The following is a 17,052-nucleotide window of genomic DNA, read 5'->3' as shown; positions in this document are numbered from 1 at the left end:
TCCCGCCCCTTGTCCATAAAAAAGTAAGGAACAGGAATGCCGACGATTAATCAGCTCGTGAAAAAGCGGCGCAAGGCGCCGACGAAGAAGACGAAAGCGCCGGCGCTGCGCAAGTGCCCCCAGCGTCGCGGCGTCTGTCTTCAGGTGAAGACGATGACGCCCAAGAAGCCGAATTCGGCTCTGAGAAAGATCGCCCGTGTGCGGCTGACCAACGGGTTCGAAGTCACCGCCTACATTCCGGGCGAAGGGCATAATCTGCAGGAACACAGTATGGTGCTGGTGCGCGGCGGACGCGTGCCGGATTGTCCGGGGGTCCGCTACCACGTGGTGCGCGGATCACTGGATGCGCAGGGTGTGGACGGGCGCAAGCGCGGCCGCTCGAAATACGGGGCCAAACAGCCCAGGACCTGAACAGCGGACGGCAGGTAAGAAACTATGGCCAGAAGGCGAAGAGCAGAACGACGGGACGTGGCCGGGGATCCCCGGTACCACAGCACGCTGGTGGCGAACTTTATCAATAAAGTGATGAGCCGCGGCAAGAAGAACACGGCCGCGCGTATTGTGTACGGCGCCATGGACGAACTCGGCCGGCAGACGGGCGAGGAACCCCTGGAGGTGTTCGAACAGGCCATCGACAACATCAAGCCGCGGCTCGAGGTGAAGTCGAGGCGCGTCGGCGGCGCGACCTATCAGGTCCCGATGGAAGTCAAGCCGGCCCGCCAGGTCGCACTGGCGCTGCGCTGGCTGATCCAGTACGCGACCGGCCGCCGCGGCATTCCGGTGCAGCGCGCGCTGGCGAACGAACTGCTCGACGCCTACCGCAACCAGGGCGCCGCGGTCAAGAAACGCGACGATACGCACAAGATGGCCCAGGCCAACAAGGCATTTGCCCATTATCGATGGTAACCGACCCCCAGGGAAAGCACGGGAAACGTGGTGGCAGCAACCAAAAGGACGGCGGAGGCAAAGGTATCCTCGAAGGATGAGGATCCCTCGCGTCCGTACGCCCTCGGTGATGTCCGCAACATCGGGATCGTCGCGCACATCGACGCGGGTAAGACGACCACCACCGAGCGCATGCTCTACTACTCCGGACGAGTCCACAAGATGGGCGAGGTCCATGAGGGCAGCGCCGCCATGGACTGGATGAGTCAGGAACAGGAACGCGGGATCACCATCACCAGCGCCGCGACCACGCTCTTCTGGCAGCAGGCCCAGATCAACTTGATCGATACCCCCGGCCACGTCGATTTCACGGTGGAGGTCGAGCGCTCGCTGCGCATCCTCGACGGCGCCGTGGGCATCTTCTGCGCCGTGAGCGGCGTGCAGCCCCAGTCCGAGACCGTTTGGCGGCAGGCCCGCCGCTACAATGTCCCCTTTGTCGCGTTCATCAATAAGATGGACCGCACCGGCGCGGACTTCGACGGTACGGTGCGCGAGATCCACGAGCGCCTCGCCGCGCCGGTCGTCCCGGTCCAGATGCCCTGGGGTGCGGAAGACGGGTTCGAAGGTGTGATCGACCTGATCCGGATGCAGGCGGTCACCTTTGACGCGGCGTCGCTGGGCCGCAAAGTGGATTTCAAATCTATCCCCGAATCACTGGCCGCGGAGGCCGAACGCCGCCGCGCCGAAATGATCGAGCGGGTCGCCGAGAAGGACGAGGCGGTCCTGGAAACGTATCTTGAGGACGGACGCGACGTCTCCGCGGAATTGCTCCGGGCCGGCATCCGCCGCGCCGTGATCAGGGGCGAAATAGTTCCCGTCTTCTGCGGAACGGCCCTGCGCAATCGCGGCGTCCAGCCGCTGCTCGACGGCGTCGTGGCCTATATGCCCTCGCCCGCGGATGTGCCGCCCGTCGAGGGCCGGCACCCTAAATCGGAGGAGACGCTGACCCGCGAGGCCGCCGACGGGGCGGCGCTCAGTGCGCTCGTATTCAAGATCGCCACCGACGAGTACGTCGGCAAGGTCGCGTTTACGCGCGTCTACTCGGGCACCCTTAAAAAAGGCAAGAACGTCTTCAACCCCCGCACCGGCCGGCGCGAGCGGATCGGGCGGCTGCTGCGCGTCCACGCCAACCAGCGCGAAGAGGTCGATACGCTCTATGCAGGCGAAATCGGCGCGATCGTGGGGCCGAAGGAGGCGACCACCGGCGACACGCTCTGCGCGGAGAACGACCCGATCGTGCTCGAACAGATCGTATTCCCCGAACCGGTCGTCTCGATGGCCGTCGAACCGCGCACCAAGGCGGACAGCGACGACCTGCAGGACGCGCTTCGCGCGCTCGCGGAGGAGGACCCCACGTTCCGGGTCTCCGTGGACCCGGAGACCGGTCAGACGCTGATCAGCGGGATGGGCGAGCTTCATCTCGAAGTCATCCGCGACCGGCTGCTGCGGGAGTTCAAAGTGCAGGCCAAGGTCGGACGGCCCTCGGTCGCCTACCGCGAATCCGTTAAATCCGGCGGCGAGGCCGAAGAGGTCTTCGAACGCGAATTCGGAGGCCGCGGGCATTTTGCCCGTGTGCGTATCCGCGTGTCCGCACGGGGGAGGGGCGAAGGCAATCAAATCGGGATCGAGGCGCCGGAGAACGAAGTGCCCGCCGCGTATCACGACGCCCTGCGCAGCGGGCTGGGCGACGCGCTTTCGACGGGGGTGCTCGGCAACTACCCGCTGGTGGATACGGACGTCGCCGTCACCGGCGGTGCGTTCCACCCGGTGGATTCCTCCGACGTAGCGTTCCGGTCCGCGGCGATCATGGCCCTGCGGCGCGCCGCGGCCGAGGCGGACCCGGTGCTCCTCGAGCCGATCATGGCACTGGAGATCGTGACCCCGGAAGATCATATGGGTGATGTGTTCGGCGACCTGAACGGGCGCCGTGGACAGGTATGGGAAAGTCGATCGCGGGACGACCTGCAGATCATCGAGGCGGGCGTACCGCTCTCGGAGGTCTTCGGGTACGCCACGCATCTGCGGTCGTTGACCAAGGGACGGGCGAGTTACACGATGGAGCCTCACAGCTTTGCTGAAGTTCCCCCGTCGTTGCAGGAGGAGATTTTACAACGATGAGTGCGGCCATGAACGGACAGAAGATCAGAATACGGCTTAAATCATACGACCACCGGGCGCTGGACGCCTCGTCGGTGGATATCGTCGAAACCGCCCGGCGGACCGGTGCGCGGGTCGCGGGCCCGATCCCGCTTCCGACGCGGATCGAGAAGTTCACGGTCAACCGCAGTCCGCATGTGAACAAGAAGTCGATGGATCAGTTCGAGATGCGGACGCATAAGCGGCTGCTGGATATTATCGATCCCACGGCGAAGACGGTGGACGAACTGAAGAAACTGAATCTCCCCGCCGGGGTGGATATCACCATTAAGATCTGAGGATGGGCCGATGAAGGGTTTGATAGGACGCAAGGTGGGCATGACGCAGATCTTCACCGAAGAGGGTCGCGCCGTGCCGGTGACGGTCATCGAAGCCGGCCCCTGTCCCGTAGTCCAGGCCAGGACCGCGGAGAAGGAGGGGTACCCGGCCGTGCAGCTCGGGTTCGGCCCGCAGAAGGAGACGCGGGTGACGAAACCGCTGCAGGGCCACTTCAAACGCGGCGGCGCGGCCCCGCACCGCGTACTGCGCGAGTTCCGCTTCGCGGAGGGCGACGACCTCCCGGGCGAGGGGGAGACGCTCACGGTCGATATGTTCGAGGACGTGGACTTTATCGATGTGGTCGCGCTCAGCAAGGGGCGCGGTTACCAGGGCGTAGTGAAGCGGCACGGGTTCTCCGGCGGCCGCGCATCGCACGGCTCCGGGATGCACCGCATGTCCGGATCGATCGGCATGTGTGAAAAACCGGCCCGCGTGATGAAAAACCGCAAAATGCCCGGACAGACCGGGGCGCGGCGGGTGACGACGCAGAACCTCAGGGTCATGGGGGTCCGGACCGGGGATAACGTACTGCTGGTGCGCGGCGCCGTCCCGGGGCCGAACAACGGCATCGTCGAGGTCCGCGAGGCCCGCAAGAAACAGGGACGGAAGGCATCATGAAACTTGCAGTGCACAATTCAGGCGGCGAGCAGGTCGGCGAAGTCGAGTTCGTCGAGGACGCCCTGCTGCGCGAAGGCGAAGAGCATCTCGTGCACGACGCCGTGGTGGCGCACCGCCGCGCGGCGCGGACCGGCACGGCGTCGACCAAAACGCGCGCACAGGTCATCGCATCGGGCGCCAAACCCTGGCGGCAGAAGGGTATCGGGCGCGCCCGTGCCGGTTCGCGCGGATCTCCCATCTGGCGGGGCGGCGGCGTGGCCTTCGGACCCCATCCGCGCAAATACAAGGCCCGGCTCTCGAAGAAGGAACGGCGGCTCGCCTTCCGGCGCGCGCTCAGCGACCGCCTGCTCTCGGGGGCGGTGACCGTGATCGACGAACTGTCGGTTCCGGAACCGCGGACCCGTCACGCGGCGGCGCTGCTCAAGGCCCTCAAGCTCGAGGCGCCCGTGCTGTTCGTGGCCGAGCGGCCGGAGGACGCCCTGCTGCTGGCGGCCCGCAACCTGCCCGGCGTCGAAGTGACCTCGTCGGAATCGGTGCACACCTACCAGGTGCTGCGCTACCCGCGGATGCTGGTCGACTCGGGGGCCCTCGGGAAACTTCAGGAGCGGATCAGTAAAACGGGGCGCAGATCATGAATTCGTATCATATCATTCAGAGGGTGTTGCTGACCGAAAAGGGGACCCGGCTCTCGGAGACGGAGAACAAGTATATCTTCCGGGTCCACCCGAAGGCCAACAAGCCGGAAATCAAGCGCGCCGTGGAGGACGTCTTCGGGGTGCATGTGGAGGAAGTGAACACCATGAACCGCAAGGGTAAGATCAAGCGGGAGCGCGGACTCCATTTCGGCCGCACTGCCGCCTGGAAGCGCGCCGTGGTGACCCTCCGCGAAGGCGAACAGATCGAGATTATCTAGACGGGCAGGAAGTTCGAGGAGTACGCGATGGGACTCAAAAAATATAGACCGGTTACGCCGAGCCGCCGATTTATGGTGCTCTCCGATTTTCAGGAGGTCACCAAGGACCGGCCGGAACGCTCGCTGCTGGTATCCAAGAAACGCGGCAGCGGCCGCTCCCGTTCGGGACGGATCACCGTGCGCCACCGGGGCGGCGGACACAAGCGCCGGCTGCGGCAGGTGGATTTCAAACGCGATAAGCACGGGATCCCCGCGAAAGTGGCGGCGATCGAATACGACCCCAACCGCTCCGCGCGGCTGGCGCTGCTGCACTACCGCGACGGCGAAAAGCGCTACATTCTCGCACCCGCGGGATTGAAGCCCGGCGCCGAGATTGTGTCCGGTCCGGGTTCGGAGCCCGCCGCGGGTAACGCGCTCCCGCTCGCCGAGATCCCGATCGGTATGCCGATCCACAACATCGAACTCAATCCCGGCAACGGCGGAAAAATCGTCCGCTCGGCCGGGGAATCCGCGCGGATCATGGCCCGCGAGGGTCGGTACGCGAACGTTAAACTGCCCTCCGGAGAAATCCGGAAAGTGCCCGTCGAGAGCCTGGCCACCGTCGGCGCGGTCGGTTTCGCCGAGCACGAAAACCTCATGAGCGGCAAGGCCGGCCGCAAGCGCTGGAAGGGTGTGCGGCCCACCGTGCGCGGCGTGGTCATGAATCCCGTCGACCATCCCATGGGCGGCGGCGAGGGGCGTACTTCCGGCGGCGGCCATCCGACCTCCCCGTGGGGCCAGCTCGCCAAGAGCGGAAAGACCCGGCGCGGCAAGAAGGCCACGGATAAGTTCATTGTAAAGCGGAGATCCTGACATGGCGCGATCACTGAAAAAAGGTCCCTACGTATATCCCAAGCTGCAGAAGAAGGTCGACCGCATGAACCAGAGCGGCGCCAAACGCCCGATCAAGACCTGGTCCCGGCGTTCGATGATCCTGCCCGATTTCGTGGGCCACACTTTTCTGGTCCACAACGGCCGGAACTTCATCTCCGTGTTCGTCACCGAGAACATGGTGGGGCATCGGCTCGGCGAGTTCGCGGCCACGCGGGCCTTCCGGCGCCACGGCATGGCGACGGACAAGAACGTCTCGCTGAAGTAGCCGCGGCGCGGTACGGGATTTCCGGAACTTTTTTACAGTAGGTTCTGGTACTCAACGGTGAAATATGTAGACTGTCCGCTTTCCCCTGAACGGGACCCGCGGACGAAAAGGGAAAACGAGTTATGGAAGTATCGGCGACAGCGAGGTTTGTGCGGATTTCGCCCTCCAAGGCGCGGGATCTGGCGCGCACGATTCAGGGGATGCCCGTCCCCGAAGCGCTGAAGATTACGGAATTCAATGCGCGCAAGGCGGCGACGCTGCTCGGGAAGACGCTGAAATCGGCGGTCGCCAATGCCGAGAACAACGAAGAGCTGGACGCCGAGCAGCTGTTCGTCAAGACGGCGCGGGTGAACGAAGGTCCGCGCATGCGGAGGTTCTGGCCGCGCGCCCGGGGCATGGTCAGCCCGATTCAGAAGAAGATGAGCCATATCACGGTGGTACTCACCGACGAGCGGCCGAAGCGCCGCTGAGGGAGGTTTCGTTTTGGGACAGAAAGTAAATCCGATCGGGCTCCGGGTCGCGGTGAACCGCAACTGGGATTCACGCTGGTACTCGGACGCGAAGGGTTTCGGCGGGCTGCTGCACGAGGACCTCGCCGTCCGTGAGATTATCGGCCGCCGGCTTCGGGATGCGGCGATCTCCGCCGTCAGGATCGAACGCTACGCCAACCGCATCCGCATCACGCTGCGGACGGCGCGGCCCGGGCTGGTGATCGGGCGCAAGGGCGAGGAGATCGACAAGCTTCGCGACGAACTGGTCAAGCAGACCGGCAAGGAAGTCTACCTCGAGATCCAGGAGGTGAAGAGCCCGGACGTCGACGCCCAGCTCGTCTCTGAAAACATCGCGATGCACCTCGAGCGCCGCGTGTCGTTTCGCCGCGCCATGAAACGCGCCATCCAGCTCGCCATGGACCTCGGGGCGGACGGGATCAAGGTCCTCGTCTCCGGACGGCTCAACGGGGCCGAGCTCTCCCGTTCCGAATGCTACAAGCAGGGCAAGGTGCCCCTGCATACGCTGCGCGCCCCCATTCATTACGGGCATGCGGAGGCGGACACCAAGGCGGGCAAAATCGGCGTGAAGGTTTGGATTTGCAAGGAAGACGAAGCAGTTCAGGAGTAGACTCATGCCTCTGATGCCGAAAAGGACAAAGCACCGCAAGGTGCAGAAGGGGTCGCGCCGCGGGGTGGCGCAGCGGGGACGGGAGCTGTCCTTCGGTGCGTACGGTCTCCAGGCGCTCGACCGGGGATGGATCACGGGCATCCAGATCGAGGCCTGCCGCGTGGCGATCAACCGTTCGCTCAAGCGCAAAGGCAAACTCTGGATCCGCATCTTTCCCGACAAACCCATTACCGAAAAACCGCTCGAAGTGCGCATGGGCAAGGGCAAGGGCAACGTCGAGCACTGGGTCGCCGTCATCAAGCCGGGACGCATGCTGTTCGAGCTGGACGGCGTGAGCGAGTCGCTCGCAAGAAACGCCATGCGACTGGCCGCGGCGAAGCTGCCGATGCGCACGCGTTTTGTGCACCGGGACGGACACGCCTGAGTGCTTCCGGGGGTAAACCATGAAGACAGCTGAACTCAGAAATATGACGCCGGAAGAGCTCCGGCACCAGATGGAGGACACCCGCAGGGAGCTGGTGAACCTCCGCATCCAGCAGACCGCCGGACAGCTCGAAAATCCGGCCCGTATCCGTGAACTGCGCCGTACGGCGGCGCGGATTCTCACGCTGCTGGGCGAGCATCAACGGGCGGAGACGGAATCATGACGGAGACGCAGTCACGGGGCAATCGCAAGGAACGTATCGGCCATGTCGTCCGGAATTCCGGCGACAAGACGATTTCGGTATCGGTGGAACGCCATGTCCGGCACCCCCTGTACGGAAAAGAGATGCGCGTGAGCCGCAGGTTTCTGGTTCACGATGAGGACAACGCCGCGAAGGTGGGCGACAAGGTGCGCATCATGGAAACAAGACCGGTCAGCCGCCGGAAGCGCTGGCGGCTGGTGGACGTGGTCGGCGGCGATACGGAGCCGCGGCAGTAAGGAGTTCGCGCAATGATTTCGGAGCAGTCGAGACTACAGGTGGCGGACAACACGGGCGCGCGCAGCGTCCAGTGCATCCGCATCCTCGGCCACCCGCGGCGCTACGCGAAGGTGGGCGAGATCATCCGCGTCACCGTCAAGGAGGCTCAGCCGGATGGGATGCTCAAGAAGGGAGCGCTGGGCCTGGCCGTGATCGTGCGGACGAAGAGTCCCGTGCGTCGCCCGGACGGTTCGTACCTCTCTTTCGATCACAACGCCGTCGTGATGATCGACGAGAACAACAATCCGCGCGGCACGCGCATCTTCGGCCCCATCGCGCGGGAACTCAGGGAACAGAACTTCATGAAGCTGGTTTCGCTGGCGCCGGAAGTGCTGTGAGGGAAGAGACGATGAAGTATCGATGTCATGTTAAAAAAGGCGACACCGTAGAGGTGAGCACCGGTGAGGACGCGGGGAAGCAGGGCCGCGTGCTCGAAGTCTACCCGAAGCGCGAGCGCGCGCTGGTGGAGGGCCTGAACCTGATCAAAAAGCATATGCGCAAGACCCAGGATAACCCCCAGGGCGGGGTCGTGGACAAGGAAGCGCCGCTCCACGTGTCGAATCTGAAGGTCGTGGAGCGCAAGTCTTAGGGCGTTGCCCCGGAGGAATCGGACCAATGGTACCGCGTCTAAAGGAAGAATACTGGAGCCGGATTGTTCCGGAGCTGAAGAAAAACCACGGGTACGAAAACCCGATGCGGGTGCCGTCGCTCGTGAAGGTGGTGCTCAACTCGTCCGTGGGGATGGATCACGACCGCGACGTGCTTCAGGCCGTGGCCGAGGACATGGCGAAGATTGCCGGACAGCGGCCCGTGCTTACCCGCGCCCGCAAGAGCGTCTCCAATTTCAAGCTCCGCGAGGGAACCAATCTGGGAGCCAAAGTCACGCTGCGGGGCAACCGGATGTATGAGTTCCTGGAGCGATTTATCGATGCGGCGCTGCCGCGGATCCGGGATTTCCGGGGGGTGTCGGCGAGCGGCTTTGACGGGCGGGGCAATTTTTCAATGGGAATCCGGGAGCAGACCATTTTTCCGGAAATCGATCCCGACCGGGTGAAACAGATTCATGGAATGGATATAACCATCGTCACCACGGCGGAGAGCGACGAGGAGGCGCGCGACCTGCTGCGCCTGATCGGAATGCCCTTTGCCGCAGCGGCGGCGGGCTGAAGCGGAGGTATAGAGACGTGGCACGGAAATCACTGGTCGTAAAGGCGAACAAGCCGCCCAAGTTCAAGGTGCGGGGCTATACACGCTGCCGCCGCTGCGGTCGGCAGCGCGCCTATATCCGGAAATTTGAACTGTGTCGTATTTGCTTCCGGGAACTGGCCCTCGAAGGGAAGATCCCGGGTGTGGTGAAATCGAGCTGGTAAGGCGGTACGGATGAGTCTGAATGATCCCATAGCGGATATGTTGACGCGGATTCGCAATGCGAGCACCGCCGGCAAGGAGTCGGTGCTGATCCCCTTTGCGAACATGAATAACGCCATTGCGGAAATCCTCAAGGGGGAGGGGTACATCTCCGACTTCGTGAAGGAGAACCGCGACGGCAGAGGCATGCTCACCCTGTACCTCAAGTACCGGGGCGAACGGAGGCAGCCCGTGATTCAGGGCATCCGGCGCGTGAGCCGGCCCGGCCGCCGCGTGTACGTCAATAATCGTGAAGTGCCCCGCGTCTATGGCGGTATCGGCACCGCCATCCTGACGACCTCGAGCGGGCTGATGAGCGACCGGGAAGCGCGCTCGTCCGGCGTGGGCGGGGAAGTGCTCTGCTATATCTGGTAAAGGAAACGGAGGAACGAATTTATGTCGAGGATCGGCAGACAACCGGTAAAGGTGCCGTCCGGCGTCGAAGTGAACGTGGACGGTTCCGTCCTGCGGGTCAAGGGCCCGAAGGGCGAGCTGTCGCTCGAACTGTCGGATCGGGTCGCGGTGAAGGTTGCGGACGGCGAGGCCGTGGTGACACGGCGCGACGACGACAAGCGCAGCCGGGCGATGCACGGCACGGCGCGCAGCCTGATCGCCGGCATGATCGAGGGTGTGACGAACGGCTACCAGCGCGAGCTGGTGATCGCAGGCGTCGGGTACCGGGCTCAGCTCAAGGGGAACACGCTCGTGCTCTCCGTGGGCCTGTCCCACGACGTGGAATATACCATTCCCGAAGGGGCGACGGTGGAAGTGCCCTCTCAGACGGAAGTCAAGGTCACCGGTCTCGACAAACAGATCGTCGGCCAGGTAGCCGCCCGGATCCGGGGTTTCGCGCCGGCGGAACCGTATAAGGGTAAGGGCATCTGCTACAAGGGCGAGCGGATCCGGCGCAAGGAAGGCAAAGCGGTGGCGTAAAGACGATGAAGATCAAAACCAGAAAAGATTACCGGAAACGGCGGCATCTCCGCCTCCGCAGGAAAGTGCACGGTACGGCGGAACGCCCGCGTATGAGCGTGTTCATCTCGAACCGCGCGATCTACGTGCAGCTGATCGACGACGAACGGGCCGCGACGCTTTTTGCCGCGGACTCCTCCGGAAACGGGGGCAAAGATGCGGACACGGCGCGGAAGATCGGCAAGAGCTGCGCGGAAGCCGCACTGGAACAGGGGATCAAAGGCGCGGTGTTCGATCGCGGCGGATTCCGTTTCGGCAAACGGATGGCGGCGATCGCCGACGGCGCCCGCGAGGCGGGTCTCAATATCTGAATCAAGGCTCAGGAGGGCACGAGTGGCCAATCCGAAGAAGAGAGAAGAACAGAAGAGCGAATTCGAGGAGCGGGTGGTCAATATCAACCGCTCGTCGAAAGTGGTCAAGGGCGGACGCCGCTTCAGCTTCGGCGCCCTCGTCGTCGTGGGCGACCGCAAGGGCCGGGTTGGGTATGCGCTGGGCAAGGCTAACGAGGTCGCCGACGCGATCCGCAAGGCCACCGAAATGGCGCGACGCGACATGGAGCCGGTGGCGATGAACGGCGATACGGTGCCCCACGACCAGATCGGGGAATTCACGGGCGCACGCGTGCTCATCCGTCCCGCCTCGCCGGGTACCGGCGTGATCGCCGGAGGGGCCGTACGCGCGGTGCTCGAACTGGCCGGCTACAAGGACGTCATCGCGAAGTCGCTCGGCAGCAGCAACCATCTCAACGTGACCAAGGCCGCACTGTGCGCGCTCCGGAAAATGAGAACCCGGGAAGAGGCGCTCGCGGCCCGGCAGCTCTGAAGAGGAACGGGAGACATTCTGATGAATCTGCACGAATTGAAACGCAGCGAGGGATCGACGCATCGTCGCAAACGCGTCGGGCGCGGCCGCGGTTCCGGTGTCGGCAAAACGTCGGGCCGCGGACAGAAAGGCCAGATGTCGCGTTCGGGCAGCGGGCGCAAACTCGGGTTCGAAGGCGGGCAGATGCCGCTGATCCGGCGCATCCCGAAGCGGGGCTTCAACCACGCTTCCGCCCCGGTCATACGCCCGGTCAATGTCGGCGACCTGAACCGTTTTGATGAGGGTCGGGTCGATGTGGAGGCGCTGCGAGCGAGCGGTCTCGTGAACGGGAACTGCGACGGCGTCAAAATACTGGGCGAGGGGGACCTCGACCGGAAACTCACCGTCGAAGCCCACGCCTTCAGCAAGTCCGCCCGCGAGAAGATTGAAGCGGCGGGCGGTCAGTGCGAAACCATCCAGTGAGAATTGAGGCCGGCCCATGCTTTCCGCCTTCGCCAACAGCTTTAAGATTCCGGAGCTGAGGCAGCGCATCCTTTTTACGCTGGGCCTCATCTTCATCTGCCGCCTGATTGCCAACGTGCCCACGCCGGGAGTTGACGCCAGCGCGCTCCAGCGGGTCATACAGGAACTGCAGCAGACGTCCGGCGGCAGCTTCTTCGGGCTGTACAACCTCTTCAGCGGGGGGGCGCTCCAGCGGTGTGCCGTCGGAACGCTGGGGATCATGCCCTATATCTCGGCCTCGATCATCTTTCAGCTCCTGACCGCCGTGGTGCCCCAGCTCGAACGGCTGGCCCGCGAGGGCGAGGTCGGGCGGCAGAAGATCACCCAGTACACGCGCTACGCCACGGTCGGCCTCTGCCTCTTCCAGGGCGGCCTGATGGCGCGCACGCTGCTGAACCCGCAGGCGATCGGCATCAGCCGCCAGATCGTCAGCGCCTCCTTCTCGCCCGTCGGCTTTATCCTGCTGACGATGGTGACGATGACCACGGCGACGATGCTGCTGATGTGGCTCGGTGAACAGATCACGGAACGCGGTATCGGCAACGGGATCTCGCTGATTATCACGGTCAATATCGTCAGCCGCCTCCCGCAGGCCATCTATGCGCTGGGCAATAAGTTCCAGACCGGGGAATACGGGTTCTTCCATCTCGTTTTCTTCGCGGCCATGATGGTGGCCGTGATCGCGGGCGTCGTCGCGGTCACCCAGGCCCAGCGTAAAATCCCGGTCCAGTACGCCAAGCGCGTGGTCGGGCGCAAGATGTACGGCGGACAGAACACCTATATGCCGCTGCGCGTGAATTACGCCGGCGTGCTGCCGATCATCTTCGCGCAGGCGATCCTGATGTTTCCCGCCAAGATCCTGCAGTGGGCGCCCGGCGAGTGGACCAACCGGCTGGCGGCGGCGATCAGCTTCGGCACGGTGCCCTACATGGTGCTGTTCGGGCTGATGATCCTCTTCTTCTCCTACTTCTGGGTGGCGACCCAGTTCAATCCGGTACAGATCGCCGATGACCTGAAGAAGTACGGCGGGTACGTGCCCGGAATACGTCCCGGCAAACCGACCGCGGAATACCTGGACAACGCGATGAGCCGTATCACGCTCGCCGGCGCGCTGTTCCTTACCGTGATCGCCGTGCTACCGACCGTGATGGCGATCCAGTTCCGGATTCCCTTCGTGATCTCGTCCTTCTTCGGCGGCACCAGCCTGCTGATCATGGTCGGCGTGATGCTCGACACCATGCGCCAGGTCGAGTCGCACCTGCTGATGCGGCACTACGACGGATTCCTGAAGAAAGGCAAACTCCGCTCGCGGAGGTAGAGGCGATGGACGCGATCATACTTCTGGGTCCCCCGGGGGCAGGCAAGGGCACGCTGGCCCAGCAGCTCCGGGATGAGCGTGAGCTTCAGCATGTGGCCACGGGCGATGTGCTCCGCGAGGCGGTGCGCGCCGAGACGCCGGAGGGTCTGGAAGCAAAGCGGTATATGGACCGCGGCGAACTGGTCCCCGACGCAGTGATCCTGCGTATCATCCGCCGGAGGATGGAATCGGACCCGGCCGACACCACCTATCTCTTCGACGGTTTTCCGCGCACGGTGGAACAGGGCCGCGGGCTCGACCGCCTGATGGACGAACTGAACGGTACCATTCAGGCCGTGCTCCTGCTTCAGATCGACGGGGAAAAAGTCGTCGAACGCCTGGAGGGCAGGCGCGTCTGCCGCGCCTGCGGAGCGGTGTACCACGTCCGTAATAATCCGCCCTCAACGGAGGGGGTCTGCGATCGCTGCGGCGGTGAACTGATTCAGCGCGACGACGACCGCCGGGAGACCATTCTCCACCGGCTCGAGGTCTACCGCGAACAGACCGATCCCCTGCGCGACTACTACCGCAGCCGCGGCATCCTGTACGAGATCGAGGCCGGCGGCACGGCCGGGGAAACCTTTGAAGAGGTGCAGCGGGCGTTCGGGGCGTCCCCATGATTCCCGTGAAGTCCCCCGCAGAGCTGGACGCCATGCGGCGCAGCTGCCGCGCCACGGCCGGCGTGCTGGAGGCCGTCGCCGGCCGCGTCGCACCGGGCGTCACCACCCGCGAACTCGATGAACTCGCCCGCGAGATGATCCGCGATACCGGCGGCACCGCCGCCTTCTACGGATACCGCGGCTATCCCGCCCACCTCTGCGTCTCAATCAACGAAGAGGTCGTCCACGGGATCCCGGCCGCCCGCCGCATCAACCCCGGCGATATCGTCAGCATCGACATCGGCATCGTCCTCGACGGATTCGTCGGCGACTGCGCCACGACGGTGGCCGTGGGGGTGGAGGATCCGGACGTGCGCCGCCTCTGCCGCACCACCCGGGAGGCCCTGAAGGCCGGCGTGGCCCGGGCCGTGGAAGGCAACCGCCTCTCGGATATCTCCCATGCGGTGCAGTCGCGCGCGGAGGAGGAAGGGTTTTCAATCGTGCGCCAGTTCGTCGGCCACGGGATCGGCCGCGAGATGCACGAAGAACCGCAGATCCCCAATTTCGGTCCGCCGGGCAAAGGCCCGCGGCTCAAAGCGGGCATGACCCTGGCCATCGAACCGATGGTCAATATGGGCGGATCCGCGGTGCAGGTGCTCGAGGACGACTGGACCGTGGTCACGCGTGACCGCCGCCCCTCCGCGCACTACGAGTACACGGTGGCGGTGGGCCGCGACGAACCCGAGATCCTGACCCCGGTGCCGGACTTCTGATGAGCCGCGCCGAAGAGAAAAAAGAGACAATTTTACTGGACGCGCGTCTGCAGGCCGTGATAGACCGTAACGCCTTTCGTGCGCAATTGCGTAACGGTCATCGCGTCGTGGCGTTTATCGGGCGTACAGAATGCGGACCGCGGAAGTGGCGGCCCGGAGACATGGTCACGGTGGAGATGTCTCCCTACGATATGTCGAAAGGGTGTATCGTCGCTTCAGCAGAGGAGCGTAAATCATGAAAGTCCGGCCTTCAGTCAAGAGAATGTGTGAACAGTGCAAGGTGGTGCGGCGCAAAGGCGTGGTCCGCATCGTCTGCAGCAACCCCCGGCATAAACAGCGCCAGGGCTGAACGAGGAGCAGAACGTATGCCGCGAGTAATCGGAGTGGACATCCCGGGACGCAAGCGTCTGGAATACGCGCTGTGCTATATTTACGGCATCGGCCCCACGATGGCGCGGCAGGTGACCCGCCAGGCCGAACTCGATCCCGCCAAGAAGGCGGACGAACTGACGGACGAAGAAATTACCCGGCTCTCGAACGTGCTGCAGTCCGGGTACCAGGTGGAGGGGGACCTGCGCCGCCAGGTCTCGCAGAATATCCGCCGGCTGATCTCCATCGGCTCCTATCGCGGGTTGCGGCACCGGCGCGGACTTCCCGTGCGCGGGCAGCGCACCAAAACCAACGCACGCACCCGCAAGGGCGGCAAGAAGACGGTCGGCGCCATCCGCGGCAAAGAGGCCCGCGCAGCGGCCAAACAGGCGACCCGCTGACCGCAGACCCCGCCGCTTTTGACTCGATAAGCAACCATCCGGAGGCGAGAGACCATCATGGCTGACGAAGAAAAGAAACAGTCCGCCGAGGCGGAAGAGCCGCAGGCCGAGTCCACCGACACGAAGCCGACCGAGGCGCAGCCGCAGGCTTCGGAGCAGGAGGCATCCGGCGGGTCCGCGACGGCCGCCGATCTGCTCGGCGAAGAGGAACCGGCGCCGGCGAAGCCGAAAGGACGCGGCAAGGGCGGGCGCCATATTCCGTCCGGGGTCGCCTTTGTCAAGGCCACCTTCAATAACACGATCGTGTCCATCACCGACAAGCGGGGCAACGTGGTCGCATGGAGCGCCGCCGGCCGGTGCGGGTTCAAGGGTTCGCGCAAGAGCACGGCGTTCGCGGCCACTACCGTGGCGCGTGAGGCCGCCCGCGATGCCATCTCAAAGGGAATGAACGAGGTCGAGATCCGAGTACAGGGGCCGGGCGCCGGGCGCGAGTCCGCGATCCGCGCCCTGCAGGCCGCCGGACTCAATATCTCCGCCATCAAGGACACCACCGGGGTGCCCCACAACGGATGCCGCCCTCCCAAGCGGCGCCGGGTGTAAACGAGAACCAAGGGACGAAAACCATACGGTTCGGGTAACGGCCGGGCCTGGGAGGACGTCATTATGCCAGTACGACTTGCACGATTTGAAATGCCCAAGCGGGTGGTCCGCGACGAAGCGGTCTGCACCGATACCTACGGCCGGTTCCATGCCGAACCTTTTGAAGCCGGCTACGGGCGCACGATCGGAAATTCGCTCCGCCGCGTGCTGCTCTCCTCGATCGAAGGCGCCGCCATTACCTCGGTGAAAATCGAGGGCGCGCCCCACGAGTTCTGCTCGCTGCCGGGCGTGCTCGAAGATGTCACGGACATCATCCTGAACCTCAAAAAGGTCCTGCTTAAAGTCTACACCCGCGAAACGCGCCGTCTGCGGATCGATAAGAAAGGTCCGGGGCCGGTGACGGCAGGCGATATCCAGACCGACGGGATGAGCGAAGTGCTCAACCCCGATTTCACGATCGCCACGCTGGCGGAAGACGGGCACTTCCAGGCGGAGCTCGAAGTCCGCGTCGGCCGCGGGTACTGCGCCGCGGAATGGAATAAGAAAGAGGAGCAGGAAATCGGCCTGATCCCGATGGACGCCCTCTTTTCGCCGGTGCGCCGGGTCAAGTACATGGACGAAAATACCCGTGTCGGACGCCGGACCGACTACGACAAGCTCGTGCTGGAGATCTGGACGGACGGACGCGTGACGCCCGATGAGGCGCTGACCATGGCGTCGGCCATCCTGCGCCACCACCTCGACGTCTTCGTAAGCTACGATAAGGACTTCATCGAGTTCGAGGAAAGCGAGAAGCAGGTCGATCAGGAGCGCGAGGAACTGCGGCGCAAACTGAACATCAGCGTCAACGAGATCGAATTGAGCGTGCGCGCGGCGAACTGCCTCAACAACGCCAATATCACCACGGTCGGCGAACTCGCGACCAAGACGGAATCGGAGATGCTGAAGTACCGCAACTTCGGCAAAAAATCCCTCAACGAGATCAAGGCCAAGCTCGCCGAAATGGGCCTCTCGCTCGGAATGTCGTTCGATCCCGAGCTGCTGCAGCATAAAAGCGAGGATGCCGGAGAATAAGGACAGG

At 64.0% G+C, this 17,052-nt stretch carries 30 protein-coding genes and 1 pseudogene; all 31 read left to right on the top strand.

Translation table 11 applies throughout. The features are described 5' to 3' along the window. Positions 1 to 36 precede the first annotated feature (36 nt). The 31 genes and pseudogenes from rpsL (at position 37) to L21SP4_RS08275 (ending at position 17,045) form a co-directional block, all read left to right on the top strand. The gene (gene rpsL / locus L21SP4_RS08425; protein ID WP_052882239.1) at positions 37 to 411 is read left to right on the top strand and encodes a 30S ribosomal protein S12; all 375 of its coding nucleotides are present in this window, start codon (positions 37 to 39) and stop codon (positions 409 to 411) included. A 24-nt stretch (positions 412 to 435) separates the two neighbouring features. Then, a complete protein-coding gene (gene rpsG / locus L21SP4_RS08420) occupies positions 436 to 906 on the top strand; it encodes a 30S ribosomal protein S7 (RefSeq protein WP_052882238.1) in 471 nt (156 codons plus the stop codon). A 30-nt stretch (positions 907 to 936) separates the two neighbouring features. Then, entirely contained in the window at positions 937 to 3,063 is a 2,127-nt protein-coding gene (gene fusA, locus L21SP4_RS08415; RefSeq protein ID WP_052883003.1) for an elongation factor G, read from the top strand. Between the two features lie 8 nt (positions 3,064 to 3,071). Further along, entirely contained in the window at positions 3,072 to 3,380 is a 309-nt protein-coding gene (gene rpsJ, locus L21SP4_RS08410) for a 30S ribosomal protein S10 (RefSeq protein ID WP_052883002.1), read from the top strand. Positions 3,381 to 3,390: 10 nt separating this feature from the next. Continuing rightward, positions 3,391 to 4,038, top strand: a complete 648-nt coding sequence (rplC, locus tag L21SP4_RS08405) for a 50S ribosomal protein L3 (RefSeq protein ID WP_052882237.1) — start codon at positions 3,391 to 3,393, stop codon at positions 4,036 to 4,038. Next, positions 4,035 to 4,673 (top strand): 50S ribosomal protein L4, encoded by a 639-nt coding sequence (gene rplD / locus L21SP4_RS08400; RefSeq protein ID WP_052882236.1) that lies wholly within the window; start codon positions 4,035 to 4,037, stop codon positions 4,671 to 4,673. The genes rplC and rplD overlap by 4 nt, the downstream gene beginning before the upstream one ends. Next, positions 4,670 to 4,951, top strand: a complete 282-nt coding sequence (rplW, locus tag L21SP4_RS08395; protein ID WP_082116646.1) for a 50S ribosomal protein L23 — start codon at positions 4,670 to 4,672, stop codon at positions 4,949 to 4,951. Before rplD ends, rplW begins: the two co-directional genes overlap by 4 nt. Before the next feature lie 27 nt (positions 4,952 to 4,978). Continuing rightward, on the top strand, positions 4,979 to 5,803 hold the full coding sequence (rplB, locus tag L21SP4_RS08390; RefSeq protein ID WP_052882234.1) for a 50S ribosomal protein L2: 825 nt from the start codon (positions 4,979 to 4,981) through the stop codon (positions 5,801 to 5,803). 1 nt (position 5,804) lies between these two features. Continuing rightward, complete coding sequence (gene rpsS / locus L21SP4_RS08385; RefSeq protein ID WP_052882233.1) at positions 5,805 to 6,089, top strand: 30S ribosomal protein S19; 285 nt, start codon at positions 5,805 to 5,807, stop codon at positions 6,087 to 6,089. Between the two features lie 122 nt (positions 6,090 to 6,211). After that, a complete protein-coding gene (rplV, locus tag L21SP4_RS08380) occupies positions 6,212 to 6,559 on the top strand; it encodes a 50S ribosomal protein L22 (protein ID WP_052882232.1) in 348 nt (115 codons plus the stop codon). A 13-nt stretch (positions 6,560 to 6,572) separates the two neighbouring features. Then, the gene (rpsC, locus tag L21SP4_RS08375; RefSeq protein ID WP_052882231.1) at positions 6,573 to 7,208 is read left to right on the top strand and encodes a 30S ribosomal protein S3; all 636 of its coding nucleotides are present in this window, start codon (positions 6,573 to 6,575) and stop codon (positions 7,206 to 7,208) included. Positions 7,209 to 7,212: 4 nt separating this feature from the next. After that, the gene (gene rplP / locus L21SP4_RS08370) at positions 7,213 to 7,632 is read left to right on the top strand and encodes a 50S ribosomal protein L16 (RefSeq protein ID WP_052882230.1); all 420 of its coding nucleotides are present in this window, start codon (positions 7,213 to 7,215) and stop codon (positions 7,630 to 7,632) included. A gap of 19 nt (positions 7,633 to 7,651) precedes the next feature. Continuing rightward, on the top strand, positions 7,652 to 7,855 hold the full coding sequence (gene rpmC, locus L21SP4_RS08365; protein ID WP_052882229.1) for a 50S ribosomal protein L29: 204 nt from the start codon (positions 7,652 to 7,654) through the stop codon (positions 7,853 to 7,855). After that, a complete protein-coding gene (rpsQ, locus tag L21SP4_RS08360) occupies positions 7,852 to 8,130 on the top strand; it encodes a 30S ribosomal protein S17 (RefSeq protein WP_052882228.1) in 279 nt (92 codons plus the stop codon). Before rpmC ends, rpsQ begins: the two co-directional genes overlap by 4 nt. 12 nt (positions 8,131 to 8,142) lie before the next feature. Continuing rightward, complete coding sequence (gene rplN / locus L21SP4_RS08355) at positions 8,143 to 8,508, top strand: 50S ribosomal protein L14 (protein WP_052882227.1); 366 nt, start codon at positions 8,143 to 8,145, stop codon at positions 8,506 to 8,508. An 11-nt stretch (positions 8,509 to 8,519) separates the two neighbouring features. Then, positions 8,520 to 8,756: pseudogene (gene rplX / locus L21SP4_RS08350) on the top strand (50S ribosomal protein L24); the annotation flags it as partial. 29 nt (positions 8,757 to 8,785) lie between these two features. Then, on the top strand, positions 8,786 to 9,337 hold the full coding sequence (rplE, locus tag L21SP4_RS08345; protein ID WP_052882226.1) for a 50S ribosomal protein L5: 552 nt from the start codon (positions 8,786 to 8,788) through the stop codon (positions 9,335 to 9,337). Positions 9,338 to 9,354: 17 nt separating this feature from the next. Continuing rightward, entirely contained in the window at positions 9,355 to 9,540 is a 186-nt protein-coding gene (locus L21SP4_RS08340; RefSeq protein ID WP_052882225.1) for a type Z 30S ribosomal protein S14, read from the top strand. Positions 9,541 to 9,550: 10 nt separating this feature from the next. Continuing rightward, on the top strand, positions 9,551 to 9,952 hold the full coding sequence (rpsH, locus tag L21SP4_RS08335; protein ID WP_052882224.1) for a 30S ribosomal protein S8: 402 nt from the start codon (positions 9,551 to 9,553) through the stop codon (positions 9,950 to 9,952). Between the two features lie 21 nt (positions 9,953 to 9,973). Then, complete coding sequence (gene rplF / locus L21SP4_RS08330) at positions 9,974 to 10,510, top strand: 50S ribosomal protein L6 (protein WP_052882223.1); 537 nt, start codon at positions 9,974 to 9,976, stop codon at positions 10,508 to 10,510. 5 nt (positions 10,511 to 10,515) lie between these two features. Further along, positions 10,516 to 10,860: a 50S ribosomal protein L18 gene (gene rplR, locus L21SP4_RS08325; protein WP_052882222.1), complete on the top strand. Its 345-nt coding sequence runs from the start codon at positions 10,516 to 10,518 to the stop codon at positions 10,858 to 10,860. A gap of 22 nt (positions 10,861 to 10,882) precedes the next feature. After that, positions 10,883 to 11,371 (top strand): 30S ribosomal protein S5, encoded by a 489-nt coding sequence (rpsE, locus tag L21SP4_RS08320; protein ID WP_052882221.1) that lies wholly within the window; start codon positions 10,883 to 10,885, stop codon positions 11,369 to 11,371. A gap of 21 nt (positions 11,372 to 11,392) precedes the next feature. Next, entirely contained in the window at positions 11,393 to 11,833 is a 441-nt protein-coding gene (gene rplO, locus L21SP4_RS08315) for a 50S ribosomal protein L15 (protein WP_052882220.1), read from the top strand. 16 nt (positions 11,834 to 11,849) lie between these two features. After that, positions 11,850 to 13,190 (top strand): preprotein translocase subunit SecY, encoded by a 1,341-nt coding sequence (gene secY, locus L21SP4_RS08310; RefSeq protein WP_052882219.1) that lies wholly within the window; start codon positions 11,850 to 11,852, stop codon positions 13,188 to 13,190. 5 nt (positions 13,191 to 13,195) lie between these two features. Continuing rightward, positions 13,196 to 13,849 carry an adenylate kinase gene (locus L21SP4_RS08305; RefSeq protein WP_052882218.1) on the top strand — a complete coding sequence of 218 codons (654 nt, stop codon included), beginning with the start codon at positions 13,196 to 13,198 and terminating at the stop codon, positions 13,847 to 13,849. Then, positions 13,846 to 14,601 (top strand): type I methionyl aminopeptidase, encoded by a 756-nt coding sequence (gene map / locus L21SP4_RS08300; RefSeq protein ID WP_052882217.1) that lies wholly within the window; start codon positions 13,846 to 13,848, stop codon positions 14,599 to 14,601. The genes L21SP4_RS08305 and map overlap by 4 nt, the downstream gene beginning before the upstream one ends. Further along, complete coding sequence (gene infA / locus L21SP4_RS08295; RefSeq protein WP_052882216.1) at positions 14,601 to 14,840, top strand: translation initiation factor IF-1; 240 nt, start codon at positions 14,601 to 14,603, stop codon at positions 14,838 to 14,840. The genes map and infA overlap by 1 nt, the downstream gene beginning before the upstream one ends. Beyond that, on the top strand, positions 14,837 to 14,950 hold the full coding sequence (gene rpmJ / locus L21SP4_RS08290; protein ID WP_052882215.1) for a 50S ribosomal protein L36: 114 nt from the start codon (positions 14,837 to 14,839) through the stop codon (positions 14,948 to 14,950). Before infA ends, rpmJ begins: the two co-directional genes overlap by 4 nt. A gap of 16 nt (positions 14,951 to 14,966) precedes the next feature. Further along, positions 14,967 to 15,371, top strand: coding sequence for a 30S ribosomal protein S13 (gene rpsM, locus L21SP4_RS08285; protein WP_052882214.1), 405 nt, complete (start codon positions 14,967 to 14,969; stop codon positions 15,369 to 15,371). Between the two features lie 57 nt (positions 15,372 to 15,428). Continuing rightward, positions 15,429 to 15,971 carry a 30S ribosomal protein S11 gene (rpsK, locus tag L21SP4_RS13520; RefSeq protein ID WP_074041430.1) on the top strand — a complete coding sequence of 181 codons (543 nt, stop codon included), beginning with the start codon at positions 15,429 to 15,431 and terminating at the stop codon, positions 15,969 to 15,971. A gap of 63 nt (positions 15,972 to 16,034) precedes the next feature. Further along, positions 16,035 to 17,045, top strand: a complete 1,011-nt coding sequence (locus L21SP4_RS08275; protein ID WP_052882213.1) for a DNA-directed RNA polymerase subunit alpha — start codon at positions 16,035 to 16,037, stop codon at positions 17,043 to 17,045. The last annotated feature ends 7 nt before the right edge of the window (positions 17,046 to 17,052 follow it).

This window comes from Kiritimatiella glycovorans (genome assembly GCF_001017655.1).
GTDB classification, from domain to species: domain Bacteria; phylum Verrucomicrobiota; class Kiritimatiellia; order Kiritimatiellales; family Kiritimatiellaceae; genus Kiritimatiella; species Kiritimatiella glycovorans.
This window is presented reverse-complemented; position numbering and strand designations above follow the sequence as displayed.